The 13,748-nt window shown below is 59.4% G+C and carries 9 protein-coding genes; 4 read left to right on the top strand and 5 right to left on the bottom strand.

The genetic code is table 11. The features are described from left to right. Nucleotides 1-140 precede the first annotated feature (140 nt). A complete protein-coding gene (locus H043_RS0116405; RefSeq protein ID WP_027612757.1) occupies nt 141-1,469 on the bottom strand; it encodes a hypothetical protein in 1,329 nt (442 codons plus the stop codon). Nucleotides 1,470-1,471: 2 nt separating this feature from the next. Then, a complete protein-coding gene (locus H043_RS29165; protein WP_049827894.1) occupies nt 1,472-2,878 on the bottom strand; it encodes an McrB family protein in 1,407 nt (468 codons plus the stop codon). Nucleotides 2,879-3,173: 295 nt separating this feature from the next. On the opposite strand from H043_RS29165, the gene mexE reads away from it, so the two are divergent. The 3 genes from mexE to H043_RS0116385 are packed head-to-tail and all read left to right on the top strand — an operon-like array spanning nt 3,174 to nt 9,052. Next, a complete protein-coding gene (gene mexE, locus H043_RS0116395; protein WP_027612756.1) occupies nt 3,174-4,427 on the top strand; it encodes a multidrug efflux RND transporter periplasmic adaptor subunit MexE in 1,254 nt (417 codons plus the stop codon). A gap of 15 nt (nt 4,428-4,442) precedes the next feature. After that, the gene (locus H043_RS0116390) at nt 4,443-7,631 is read left to right on the top strand and encodes an efflux RND transporter permease subunit (protein ID WP_027612755.1); all 3,189 of its coding nucleotides are present in this window, start codon (nt 4,443-4,445) and stop codon (nt 7,629-7,631) included. Next, nucleotides 7,631-9,052, top strand: a complete 1,422-nt coding sequence (locus H043_RS0116385; RefSeq protein ID WP_027612754.1) for an efflux transporter outer membrane subunit — start codon at nt 7,631-7,633, stop codon at nt 9,050-9,052. The genes H043_RS0116390 and H043_RS0116385 overlap by 1 nt, the downstream gene beginning before the upstream one ends. 58 nt (nt 9,053-9,110) lie before the next feature. Here H043_RS0116385 and H043_RS0116380 read toward each other — a convergent pair whose 3' ends face one another. Genes H043_RS0116380 through H043_RS0116370 form a run of 3 tightly spaced genes read right to left on the bottom strand, consistent with a single transcriptional unit; the run spans nt 9,111 to nt 12,433 of the window. After that, complete coding sequence (locus H043_RS0116380) at nt 9,111-10,091, bottom strand: HlyD family secretion protein (RefSeq protein ID WP_027612753.1); 981 nt, start codon at nt 10,089-10,091, stop codon at nt 9,111-9,113. Nucleotides 10,092-10,095: 4 nt separating this feature from the next. Further along, nucleotides 10,096-10,296 carry a DUF1656 domain-containing protein gene (locus tag H043_RS0116375; protein ID WP_027612752.1) on the bottom strand — a complete coding sequence of 67 codons (201 nt, stop codon included), beginning with the start codon at nt 10,294-10,296 and terminating at the stop codon, nt 10,096-10,098. Further along, a complete protein-coding gene (locus H043_RS0116370; RefSeq protein ID WP_223849587.1) occupies nt 10,286-12,433 on the bottom strand; it encodes an FUSC family protein in 2,148 nt (715 codons plus the stop codon). The genes H043_RS0116375 and H043_RS0116370 overlap by 11 nt, the downstream gene beginning before the upstream one ends. Nucleotides 12,434-12,593: 160 nt before the next feature. Here H043_RS0116370 and H043_RS0116365 point away from each other — a divergent pair, with 160 nt between their 5' ends. Further along, the gene (locus H043_RS0116365) at nt 12,594-13,649 is read left to right on the top strand and encodes a tetratricopeptide repeat protein (protein ID WP_027612750.1); all 1,056 of its coding nucleotides are present in this window, start codon (nt 12,594-12,596) and stop codon (nt 13,647-13,649) included. Nucleotides 13,650-13,748 lie beyond the last annotated feature (99 nt).

The following is a 13,748-nucleotide window of genomic DNA, read 5'->3' as shown; positions in this document are numbered from 1 at the left end:
GGGACGTACCATCAGTGAGCCAGGCCACACTAATCTGGTCCAGTCGGCTTGATGAATCAATCTGCCGTTTCATTAAGCAGCAAAAGACCTGCGTAGCGTGCGGCCATGGCGAAAGAACAAGAGCGCCCACAGTGACGGAATCAGGGCCTTGCCGAGGACTCGTATCGACCGGCATATGCCTTGATCAACTCGGTCGTCACCAGCGTTCGCATTCGCAGAGGCGGATCCCATGCCGGTTCGCCAACGAACTCGAACCATGCCTCTCGCTCGCCCGGCAACCACATTTCCAGTCCTACCTTGTGCTCGCTCAATCCCTCTTTGGCCAGATGGTTATGCAGCAGTAGCCCGTAGGCTTCCAGATTCAGAAAGTCCCGTTCCTCCTTGGCGATTTCTGCATTCTTGCTCCACTTGGGGCGCTGGAAAGTCGCCCGCTCATAGTATTTGAAATCCACTACCGTCCAGTTTTTACCGTCCTGCCTCACCAGATCAGGGCGCCGTTTGATGTGGTTGCGCGCAAAGATCTTTCGACGCTGCTGTTGCCAGCGAGACTGTATAGCCGTGCTGGCTATCCCGTGAGGCAGATGCTGGTCGTCGCACGTCTGGAAGCGTTCCAACCCTCCCTCGCCTTCGCTCAATCCATGACAAAGACAGACTGACTCCCAGACAGCCCAGAACTTCTCCACGCCCCATATCAGTCCCGTGTCCAGGTCGCTTTGTGTACCCGCATGCAGGTAGCGCTCTAGAGCATCGTGCAACTGATAATAGTGAGCGTCGCGCGGGGCCGCACAGCGGTCGATACTCTGCAGCAGGTGCCGCAGATGGCTCAGGCTGCGCTGACGCGACTGGACATTACCAAAATAGAGCGAGTCCTCAGCGCTGAGGTAACGATGCTGGAAGTCTTGCGCCAGCGCTTCGCCTTCACCCACGAAGCTGCCCCAGGCACATCGAGGATCTACCTGCAGAAAACCCCGATAGAAATCCACTGCCAAAAAACAATAGAGGCCTACGATATCCGCCTTGCCAAACTGACCGACCCGACGATCCTGCGCGACCGACTCAAAGTAAGCAGCGCCCCGTTGATCAAACAGCGCACGATGCAGATGTCGATCAAAACGGCGATAGGGGTCGTCGACACTGCGACCGCGACGCTCACACATTGAAAGCAGACTGCGTGGGTCGACGCGGTCGAACAACTCGTCCAGCGCCAGCGCATCGTGAAATGCAAGTCCGTCGCCAACACGCTCCTTGCCCTTGCCGTGGGCCTCGACGCCATCACGGGCCGTCAGCACCTCAGGCTCGCGTCGTGTCCGGCGAAATACCACGAAACACCGGTAAAGCAGCGACAACGCTTCTGCACCGCTCATTGCCCCCATGCCATAGGGCACCTTCAACAGGTAACGCCCATCCGCTTCACGAACCAGTCCCACCTCGCCGTCGCTTTCTACTCGTTCGATTTCGTCGAGCTGCATTATCAGGCCTCGCCGGATGTCGTCAGTCCGTCATCTTCCGAGTTGAATGCGGCATCAGCAAACGCGGCGCTCAGCAGTTCGTGAATATCAGGAGGCGGGCACAGACAAGTAATGAATTCATCGGCGCGTTTGGCAAACTGACCGAAGGTGCGCAGCTCACGCGGTTCGATTTCAAGCAGCGAACACAGGGGGGTTCGGTCACGATCAAAGACGTTGTCCCACAGATACAGGAACAACTTGCCGACGATATCGGCGCGCTGAATATGGTGGACTTCGAAGCGCAATTTGAACTTGGCGAGCTGCTCCAGGTAATCCTCGATAATGAGACCCTTGGTGTCCGACTTGAACTTCTTGGGAGAGGTCTTTGAGCAATAGTATTGATTGGCGTGGCCCGAATTAGAGCGGATTCGCTTGAACTTGAGCTCGGCGTCTGGTTCATGCCCTCCCTCATCGAGCAGTCGCTTGCGGTTGGCTTTGGACATTTTGGTCGCCAATTCCAACAGGTCATCATCGAATGCCCTGCTTTGTTTAACACCGCTGGCGGGATCTCCGATCATGCTGGTAGTGGCGACGAGTCTGGCCAATTCGCCCGGATAAACTTCAGCCAGGGTTTTGTCAGGCTCCCGCCTGGCCTTGATAAACCATGGCCCGACCAGCTTGTCATCGAGCCTCGGGGCTGTGCACCGATCACGAATGAACTGGTTGAGCGCTGTGACGAATGTCTCCCAGGTCAAATGATGAGTTGATGGCATCAACGCCTTGCTCTGGCTGGTCGGCACCTCATCGTTAAACGCTTCCGCACAAAACTCGAAATGCCAGCGCCGCTTGAACGCCGAATCCATGAAAAACACCGATTCGTCGCTGGTATTCATGGTGCCAATCATGAACAGGTTAGGTGGCAGGCATAACTGACGCTGCTTCAGCGCATCGGCCAGTCGCCGATTCAGATCGGGAAAAGGGCTGATGTGGCCAAGCAGCGCGAGCTCGGCCTCAAGGGCATCGATCACCAGATCGGAAACACTGATCGCGTAGCTGGACCAACCCTCGTCATCACGATCAAGCAACTGAAACACATCGCCAAAAATTTCCGCGCAATTACCACGGTTGATCTCATCGACCAGCAGCAGTACGTTCTGCGCTTCCTGAGCGTTATCTTCCTGAGGCTGATGACTGTATGACAGTGCCAGCGCCCGCAGTAATGGCCCGGCATGCACGCGATACTCGATCTGGTTTTCCCGGGTTCTTGGCATCAACCGCGCGACAAACTCGCCATAACTGTAATCCGGGTGGAAAGCCACAGGAACGATCTGGGTACTGTTAACGCCCAGAACCCTGGCCTTTGTTGTCCGGGCCCGATGGCTCTTGCTGGTGCCGGGCGGGCCGAAAAGGATCAACTGATGCTCAACCATGAGTGCTCTTTCTCCTTGAGCCAATGAAACAGAATAAAGTTCGCGAAAAATAGCATCATAAAGCCACTATTCAAATGGAATACCGCTTTTACTTGGCCAAGCGACCTTTGCACTCGACGCAACAAACATTTGTCATCAAACCAATTGATAGCACCCTAACGAAAGGTGCATGCTAGAGGGCTCGAATCGGTCTTATATCATTCCGAATGATAGTTACCTTTGCTTCATTCGATTCGTGCCATCACAGCCTGCCGAGCATCATCCGCCCATCTTCAATACATTGGCGGATGATTCCATGGAACAGTCACTCAAACATTTGCGCTTCCCCTTGGCCATGCTGGCCGTGCTGGTGATGAGCGCTTGCGGCAAGACTCCGGAGACTGCCGCCACCCTGCCCGCTGCCAAAGTCAGCGTGGCCAAGGTGCTGGAACAACCGGTCAACGAGTGGGACGAATTCACCGGGCGCCTCGAAGCGCCGGAAACTGTTGAAATTCGTCCTCGGGTCTCTGGCCAGATCGACGAGGTGGCGTTCACCGAAGGTGCGCTGGTCAAGAAAGGTGACCTGCTGTTCCAGATCGATCCGCGTCCTTTCCAGGCTGAGGTGCGCCGCCTCGAAGCCTTGGTAGCCCAGGCCCGCGCCAATGCCACTCGCAGTGAAAACGAAGCCGGGCGTGGCGAACGTCTGCGTGCGAGCAACGCGATTTCCGCTGAGCTGGCCGACTCGCGCACCAGCGCTGCCCAGGAAGCCCGCGCCGCCGTCGGCGCCCTGCAGGCGCAACTGGACCTGGCCAAGCTGAACCTGAGCTTCACCCGCGTCACCGCGCCCATCAGCGGTCGCGTCAGCCGTGCCGAGATCACCGCCGGTAACCTGGTGACTGCCGACACCACCCCGCTGACTAGCGTGGTCTCCACCGACAAGGTCTACGCCTACTTCGACGCCGACGAGCGTGTGTTCCTCAAATACACCCAACTCGCCCGTAACGGCCAACGTGGCGCCACCACCCCGGTGTACATGGGCCTGTCCAATGAGGACGGCAATCCGCACCTCGGTCAGATGAACTTCGTCGACAACCAGGTCAACCCGAAAACCGGCACCATCCGTGGTCGTGCGGTGTTCGACAACAGCGACGGCACCTACACCCCTGGCCTGTATGCACGTCTGAAACTGGTCGGCAGCGGCACCTACAACGCCATGCTGATCAACGACGAAGCGGTCGGTACCGACCTCGGCAAGAAGTTTGTGCTGGTGATGGATGCGGACAACAAGACCGCTTACCGCGCCGTCGAACTGGGGCCGAAGATCGAAGGCCTGCGCATTGTGCGCACAGGTCTGAACAAGGACGACACGATCATCGTCAAGGGTCTGCAACGGGTGCGTCCGGGTTCGCCGGTGACGCCTGAAGTGATCCCGATGGCCAGCGAGCAGACCATTGCCGCTCTGGCTCAACAACGTCAAGCGCTGGAAGCCAGCAACCTGCCCAAAGTCGCACCCGCCAAAGGTGCACAGGGTACGGCTGTGAAGCTGGCCGCTACGACCCCACGCGGTTAAGGGACGACAACTCCGATGAATTTTTCCCAATTCTTCATTTCACGGCCGATCTTCGCAGCGGTGCTCTCGCTGTTGATCCTGATCGCCGGTGCGATCTCGCTGTTCCAGCTGCCGATCAGCGAATACCCGGAAGTCGTGCCACCGACCGTGGTGGTGCGTGCCAACTTCCCGGGCGCCAACCCCAAAGTCATCGGTGAAACCGTGGCCGCTCCGCTGGAGCAAGCCATCACCGGCGTCGAGAACATGCTGTACATGTCCTCGCAGTCCACCGCTGACGGCAAGATCACCCTGACCATCACCTTCGCCCTGGGCACCGACCTGGACAACGCGCAGGTGCAGGTGCAGAACCGGGTGACCCGGACCGAGCCGAAACTTCCCGAAGAAGTGACGCGCATCGGTATCACCGTCGACAAGGCCTCGCCCGACCTTACCATGGTTGTGCACTTGACCTCGCCGGACAAACGTTACGACATGCTCTACCTGTCCAACTACGCGATCCTCAACATCAAGGATGAGCTGGCGCGTCTGGGCGGCGTCGGTGACGTGCAGCTGTTCGGTATGGGCGACTACTCGCTGCGGGTCTGGCTCGATCCGAACAAGACTGCTTCGCGCAACCTGACCGCCACTGACGTGGTGACCGCGATCCGTGAGCAGAACCGTCAGGTCGCTGCCGGTCAACTCGGTGCGCCCCCTGCCCCGAATGCCCAGAGCTTCCAGCTGTCGGTCAACACTCAGGGCCGTCTGGTTACTGAAGAAGAGTTCGAGAACATCATCATTCGCTCCGGCGACAACGGTGAAATCACTCGTCTCAAGGACATCGCACGCGTTGAACTCGGTTCCAGCCAGTACGCCCTGCGTTCGCTGCTGAACAACCAGCCCGCTGTAGCGATCCCGATCTTCCAGCGTCCAGGCTCCAACGCCATCGATATCTCGAACGAAGTTCGCGGCAAGATGGAAGAGCTGAAGAAAGGCTTCCCGCAAGGCATGGACTACAGCATCGTCTATGACCCGACGATCTTCGTACGCGGCTCGATCGAGGCGGTGGTTCACACCCTCTTCGAAGCGCTGATCCTCGTGGTGCTGGTGGTGATCCTGTTCCTGCAGACCTGGCGCGCCTCGATCATTCCATTGGTGGCGGTGCCGGTATCGTTGATCGGTACGTTTGCTGTCATGCACCTGTTCGGCTTCTCGCTCAACGCCCTGTCGCTGTTCGGCCTGGTACTGGCGATCGGTATCGTGGTCGACGACGCCATCGTGGTGGTGGAGAACGTCGAGCGTAATATTGAACTGGGGCTCAACCCGTTCGATGCGACCAAAAAGGCCATGGGTGAAGTGACCGGCCCGATCATCGCAACCGCGCTGGTGCTGTGTGCGGTGTTTGTTCCGGCGGCGTTCATCTCCGGCCTCACCGGGCAGTTCTACAAGCAGTTTGCGTTGACCATTGCGATCTCCACCGTGATCTCCGCGTTCAACTCGCTGACCCTGTCGCCAGCGCTGGCCGCTGTGTTGCTGAAAAGTCATGACGCGCCGAAAGACCGCTTCTCCAAAGTGCTCGACAAGATCTTTGGTGGCTGGTTGTTCCGTCCGTTCAACCGCTTCTTTGAAAAGGCCAGTCACGGTTACGTCGGTACAGTGCGCCGGGTCATCCGTGGCAGCGGCATCGCCCTGCTGTTGTATGCAGGCCTGATGGTGCTGACGTTCTTCGGATTCTCCAGCACACCGACCGGTTTCGTACCTGGCCAGGACAAGCAATACCTGGTGGCCTTCGCGCAACTGCCGGACGCCGCGAGCCTGGATCGCACCGAAGACGTGATCAAGCGCATGTCCGACCTGGCGCTGAAACAGCCGGGCGTGGAAAGCGCCGTAGCGTTCCCGGGCCTGTCGATCAACGGCTTCACCAACAGCCCGAACGCCGGCATCGTGTTCGTGACCCTGAAACCGTTCGACGAACGTAAAGACCCGAGCATGTCCGCCGGTGCGATCGCCGGAGCCTTGAACGGTCAGTACGCGAACATTCAGGAAGCGTACATGGCGATCTTCCCGCCACCGCCGGTACAAGGTCTGGGCACCATTGGCGGTTTCCGCCTGCAAATCGAAGACCGGGGCAACCTGGGCTACGACGAGCTGTACAAAGAGACGATGAACATCATCACCAAGAGCCACAGCGTGCCTGAGCTTGCGGGGCTGTTCACCAGCTACACCGTGAACGTACCCCAGGTCGATGCCGCCATCGACCGCGAAAAAGCCAAGACCCACGGCGTGGCCGTCAGCGACATCTTCGACACCCTGCAGATTTACCTGGGTTCGCTGTATGCCAACGACTTCAACCGTTTCGGACGCACCTATCAAGTCAACGTTCAGGCTGAGCAACAGTTCCGCCTCGAATCCGACCAGATCGGTCAACTGAAAGTGCGCAACAACAAGGGCGAAATGATCCCGCTGGCGACCTTCATCAAGGTCAGCGACACCTCGGGTCCGGATCGCGTGATGCACTACAACGGCTTCATCACTGCGGAAATCAACGGTGCGGCAGCCCCCGGCTACAGCTCCGGCCAGGCCGAAAAAGCCATCGAGAAACTGCTCAAGGATGAATTGCCGAACGGCATGACCTACGAGTGGACCGACCTGACCTACCAGCAGATTTTGTCCGGTAACACCGCGCTGTTCGTGTTCCCGCTCTGCGTATTGCTGGCGTTCCTGGTGCTCGCGGCGCAGTACGAAAGCTGGAGCCTGCCACTGGCGGTGATCCTGATCGTACCGATGACCCTGCTGTCGGCCATCACCGGGGTGATTGTCTCCGGCGGCGACAACAACATCTTCACCCAGATCGGCCTGATCGTACTGGTGGGCCTGGCGTGCAAGAACGCGATTCTGATCGTCGAATTCGCCAAGGATAAACAGCTGGAAGGTCTCGATCCGCTGGCTGCGGTACTGGAAGCCTGCCGCCTGCGTCTGCGGCCGATCCTGATGACCTCCTTCGCGTTCATCATGGGTGTGGTGCCACTGGTGTTCTCCAGCGGTGCCGGTGCCGAGATGCGTCACGCGATGGGTGTGGCGGTGTTCTCCGGGATGCTCGGGGTAACCTTCTTCGGTCTGTTGCTGACGCCAGTGTTCTACGTGTTGATCCGTAATTTCGTCGAGCGTGGCGAAGCCCGCAAAGCGGCCAAGGCGCAAGTTCTTCAAAAGCCACTGGAGGCGCAATAATGAGTCTGAAAGTCTTCCTGCCGAGTCTGCTGGTGCTGGCGTTGAGCGCCTGCGCTGTCGGCCCCGACTACAAGACCCCAGCCACGGAGGCGGCCAATATCACGACCGCCACCGACGGCGCTGCCGGTCAGAAGAACTTTGACCGTTCGAAATTCGAAGGCATCTGGTGGCAGCAATTCGACGACCCGACCCTCAACCAGTTGGTGACGCAATCGCTGCAAGGCAACCGTGAACTGCGCGTGGCGTTCGCCCGCTGGAAAGCCGCCCGGGCGATCCGCGACGACGTCAGCAACGATGCGATGCCGACCATCACCAGCCGTGCGAGCAGTGATCTGGCCAAGGGGCAAATCCCCGGCCAGACCACCAAACGGGTCAACAGCGAACGCTACGATCTGGGCCTGGACATGGCCTGGGAACTGGACCTGTTCGGCCGGATCCAGCGCAATCTGGAAGCCAGCGACGCAGACCAGCAGGCGGCCGAAGCCGATCTGTACCAACTGCAAGTCACCATGATTGCCGAACTGGTGGACGCCTACGGTCAACTGCGCGGTGCGCAATTGCGCGAGAAGATCGCCGTGGCCAACCTGGAAAACCAGCAGGAGTCGCGCAAGATCACCATCAGCCTGCGTGACGCCGGCGTGGGCGATCAGCTCGACGTCGAACGTGCCGATGCGCGTCTGGCCTCGGTCGAAGCCAGCGTGCCGCAATTGCAGGCGGAACAGGTTCGGCAGAAAAACCGCATCGCCACTCTGTTGGGTGAACGTCCGGACAAACTGACCGTGGATCTGAGCCCGAAAGACTTGCCGGCGATTGCCAAGGCCCTGCCGATCGGCGATCCAGGTGAACTGCTGCAACGCCGGCCGGACATCCTCAGCGCCGAACGCAAACTGGCCTCGGCCACCGCGCGAATCGGTGTGGCGAAGGCTGATCTGTTTCCACGGGTCAGCCTCAGCGGGTTCCTAGGCTGGACGGCCGGGCGTGGTTCGCAGATCGGCTCCTCGGCGGCCAACGCCTGGGCACTCGGCCCGAGCATCACCTGGGCGGCGTTCGATCTGGGCAGCGTGCGCGCGCGTCTGCGCGGCGCCGATGCCGACGCCGAAGGCGCACTCGCCACCTACGAGCAACAGGTGTTGCTGGCGCTGGAAGAATCGGAAAACGCCTTCAGCGATTACGGCAAGCGTCAGCAACGGCTGATCTCGCTGATTCGTCAGAGTGAATCGAGCCGCAAGGCTGCCGATCTGGCGGAAATCCGCTACCGCGAAGGCACCACCGACTTCCTCGTGCTGCTCGATGCTCAGCGCGAACGCCTGAATGCCGAAGACAGCCAGGCACAGGCCGAAGTTGATCTGTATCGCGGCATCGTCGCGATCTACAAGGCCTTGGGTGGTGGCTGGCAGCCGGAAACCGTCGCCAGTAAGTAATAGTTGTTAAAGAGCTCCTTTGGTTGGCCGCAACCAACCAATTTTTTTGCCCCGCGTATCATTCGGTCGCGGGGCTTTTTTTGGCCTGATGGTTTTGCGCTTCCAGAACAGTGACAGTGGCTGTCGTACCGGCCCTTAATCGATTCTTGCCGGCATAGTCACCATCAATGCCGATGCGCACCGGCACCCGCTGCGCCAGCTTCACCCAGGTGTAACTCGGATTGATATTGGCCAGCAGTCGGCCACCCGTGGCGTTTTCCCGGTCGGCGATGGCAAAGGCGATGCTCTGGACCGTGCCACCAAAGGTTTCTCCGCTCATCAACTGCACGCGCACGCGGTCCCCCTCCTCGATTCGCGGCAATTTGGTCTCTTCAAAGTAACCGCTGACGTAGAACGAATCGCTGTCGACCAGTGCCAGCAGTGCACCACCCGCAACCGCGTAATCACCCTGTCGAGTTAGCAGATTAGTGACGTAACCGCTGACCGGCGATTCGACACGAGTACGCTGCAAGTCCAGTTCCGCCTGAGTCAGTGCAGCAATCGCCAATTGCACATTGGCCTCGGCCAGCCCGAGATTGGCCTGATTGCGCAACAGATCAGCCTGAGCCACCGCCACATCGGTATTGGACTTCTCCCATTCTTCCCCGGAAATTGCAAAACCCTGCTTGAGCGTACGCCGGCGCCGCTCTTCGCTCTGGCGTTGTTTGAGCAGCGCTTCACTGGCGACGATGGATGCCTGTGATTGCCCCAGCGTCGCCTTCGCCACCTCGACCGAACGCCGCGCATGCTCGACTGCCAGGCTATAGCGCGCCGGATCGATCTCCATGAGCAATTGCCCCTTGTCGACATGCTGGTTGTCCTGCACCACGAGGCTGACGATACGCCCGGAAACATCGGCTGATAGCGTCACCACATCCGCCCTCACCCGCGCATCCCGCGTCCAAGGCGCACGGGTGTAATGCTCCCAGGCAAACCAGCCAAGCACGATGGCCAGCAACACCACCGCTAATGTCGTTGTTCGAGCGAGTAACACTTTCAAGGCATCAGGCTCCCATCAGCAAAATCAGCGAGGCACAAACGCATGCATACAAGGCGCCCTCAAACAGCGCCTCGTGCCAGACCAGTCGCAACACACCCAGACGTCGCAAACACCAGTCCAGGAGCATAAATATCGGTATCGCCAGCAATAGGGCCTGGGCAATGGGTGGCAGATAAACGCCACCCATTTCGAAATCAATGGGCAAGGGCCGGTTCTCCTTCCGAGACGTTACGTTGCAGGTATTCGCCGTGGCGTTTCAGGAAAGACACGACGATCAACAGCGCCACGCGCATGCGAAACACCGACCACAAATGTTCGTGGCTGGCGACGTGCAACTCGTCCAGCTCATCACCCAATAGCTGGAGCGAGGTCAACAACGCTTGCAATTGCACGTCCTGGCGCCCGGCCACAAAACGGCCGGTCTTGCGCAGCGCCGAAGCCAATTGCTGGCTGAACGCGTCCGTCAGCAGTGCGTTGTTCTGTGCCTGCTGCCGGAGTTGATGCATTGCTACGCCCAATGCGACGCACGCCAGACTGATTTCATAGAGCTGCTGCATGGCGCGCTCGCTCACGGCCGGCAGCAAGCCAAGCATGCTTGTCAGTCGGTCGACCATACGGCTTTCGAAAGCGAATTGCTGTTCATCGGTGGCCGGTTTTTTGGTCAGTTCATAAACCTGCTCACGCGCCTCGTTATAAAAGCGGCGAATGCGCAATGCCGGACGGAACGGGAAAATCCATGCGTAGACCATCAAAGCGAGCATCGCCGCGCTGACATAGGCGCCGGCGAATTCGAACCATTGAATTGCAGTGTTCTGCCCGGTGCCGACATTCTGTGGGCCGAGCAGGAGGAAACTCGACAACCCCAGGCCCATACCAATGCCCGCGGTCGTCGGGCTCGCCAAACCGACAGCGATCACGTACAGCAGCGGTGCCAGCATCAACGCCAATGGCTCAAAATCACTGATGGTCGGCACCAGCATGAATTGATAGAACGCCGAGACCACCAGTGCCAGTCCCAACCCACGCGCGTAACTCTGCGCGGCCATCAGCGGCCGCGGGAATGTCGCCATCAGCGAACAGAGAATCCCCACCAGAATCATCCCGCCCCGCGCGCCATCCCAGGCGGTTTCGATCCAGATCAACCCGGCTACCAGTAATGCGGTAAAGGCGCGGATGGCGTTCATTGAAGCCAGTGTGAAATCAAGATGCAGCGGGCTGGCCTGACCGCGATACAGACAACTGGCTTCGCGCCCTTCCTGAATGGCATCACTCAACTCCAGAATCTGCTCCAGTTGCTGCAACAGCCGCGCCTGCTCCCAGCGTAACGCCCACGCCAGCGAGCGCAGGATAGCGCTCATGTCTTCGGTCAGTTGTTCGGCCTCATACGCCAAGGCTTCAAACTGCTGCTGCAGCGTGATGAATTGATGCCGCCGCTCGGCGGGCAGCGCTCGACCCAATTGCGCCAACTGGTCGAGAAGTGCGAGCTCTTCTGCACGCAAGCGCTGTACATCCAGAGGAAGATCGCCCTCCCAACGTTCGGTGAGCAATTCGCGCTGATGACGTAATGCAGTCAAACGCGAGGTCAGCAACATCAGTTGATTACCCAACAGCAGCACCAGATTGTCGGCACCGCGCAACCGTGGGGCATCGAAATACAGATGGCGGCGCAACCCTTCGAGCGCGCTGATTTCACCGAGCAACTGCATCTGACGGCGCTGAAAGTCGGCTTCACTTTCTTCTGTTCGAATCACCGCAGCGGAGTGACTGGCAGCCAGTTTGATCACCTGATCGACCTTGGCGAAGTAACCTTTGGCAACTGCTTCCGGACGCGCAGTGAGCAGGCTGACCACGCAGACGCACGCTACGGCCAGCAAGGTTTCGGTAACGCGGGTGACAGCCAGCAGGAAGGTGCCATCCTGGTCGGGAATGGCCAGCAATGCCACCACCACGGCGGTATAACCACTGAGCACAAACGCCTGAGAACTGGTATAGCGCAGCAACGTGCCGCCCGCGGTGCAGAGCGCCAGCCACAGTGCCAGCGTTGTGATGAACGGAAGCGGCGCCTGCGGGAATATCGCCATGATCAACACCGCCACCGCAGCACCCAGCGTTGTGCCAATCACTTGACCGAAACTACGCGCCAGCGCCATGCCGGCCAACGGCTGGCTGACAATCACGACGGCCATGATCGACCACTTGGGTTGGTCGAGATCGAACAAAAACGCCAGATACAGCGTCAACAGCCCGGCGGCAATGGTGCGCAGGGCGAACAGCAGGACAGCCTGACCGGGATGGATCACGACCTGGAAATAATTGCGCAGGGCTTGCATGGGGGCTCTCATCGAAGCGACTCCTGCAAGCGTAGACTCTGCATCGAATGCCTGATGGGTAACTGAATCGACAGATGTTGTAGGGCGATTCGCATGCACGGGGTTTGACTCACGGCCCTCGCTGGTCGAAGCTTGCCGTTCTGCTATAGAACGCCAGTTCACGGAAATCTGCATGCCTCAGTCCCGCCGCTACCTGCTTATCAGCCTTGGCCTTGTGCTGCTCGTCGTCATCGCCTGGTTATCCCTGCGCTCCACCGCCCCGGTGGTGCCGGAAGCGATCAAGCGCGGCTACAGCGAAGCCCTGACGGCCGCCCGTTCCGGTCAGCCGGGAGCCGCGCGGCAGTTGTATCAGCAATTGGGTCGCCCGGACCTGTCGGTCAAACGCAGTGTCTGGCTGCTGGCCGAGCTGCCCAACTATCCGAGCCCGCAAGCGCTGAAACTGGCCGACGCCCATCTGCAAAACGAAGCCCCCGAAGTACGGCTGGCAGCGATTCAAAGTGTGGTCGGACTGGTGCCCGGCGGGCAACGCAGTCTGCTGCTCGGGCCGATGCTCGACGATGAGGACCAAAACGTACGGTTCGCCGCGATCAACGCCCTGCTCGGTCTGACGCCGGATGAACTGGGGCTGTATTTCGCCCCGCTGCAGCAGGCGATCGATGGCTGGGAACAAGCGCTCAAGGGACAGCCGGAAAGCGCCGCCACCTATGCGCAACTGGCACGCCTGTATCTGCACAACGCCGAACTCAAACAGGCCCAACAAGCGCTGGACAACACCCTGCGGCTGGAACCGGGCAACCTGCCGGCACTGGTGATGCAGATCGATGTCCTCGACCGCCAGGGTCAGAGCGACGCCGCCCGCCAGTTGCTCGCCAAACAGTTGCAGGCGCAACCGGATTCCGCCTACCTGCAACACGCGCTCGGACTGTGGCTGTTGCACCACGGCCAGCGTGAATTCGCCCTGCTCGGCTTGTCCAAAGCGGTGGAACTTGAGCCTGACAACAAGGATTACCGCTACGACCTCGCCACCACCCTGCACGCTGCCGAAGAGCTGGAAGCGGCGCAAAAGCAGTTGCAGGAAGTCGTCCAGCGTCACCCAGCCGACCGCAAGGCGCGAGTGCTGCTGATCAATTACTGGAAGGAAAGCGGCCAGTTGCAGAACGTGCAGATTCTGCTCGCGCAACTGGAGCAGATGAACCCTGATGACCCGGCGTTACAGCAGGGACTCTGAGCCTTTACCCGCTGATTCAATGACATTTTGATATCGAAACATCGGAACCGTCATGACTGGCAGCGGTCAAGTAATCAGGTAGAGCACAACGGCTGATAC

The sequence above is a fragment of the Pseudomonas sp. URIL14HWK12:I6 genome, from assembly GCF_000514195.1.
In the GTDB taxonomy this organism is placed as follows: domain Bacteria; phylum Pseudomonadota; class Gammaproteobacteria; order Pseudomonadales; family Pseudomonadaceae; genus Aquipseudomonas; species Aquipseudomonas putida_A.
The sequence above is the reverse complement of the archived record's forward strand: the minus strand, read 5'-3'. Positions and strand labels throughout refer to the sequence as shown.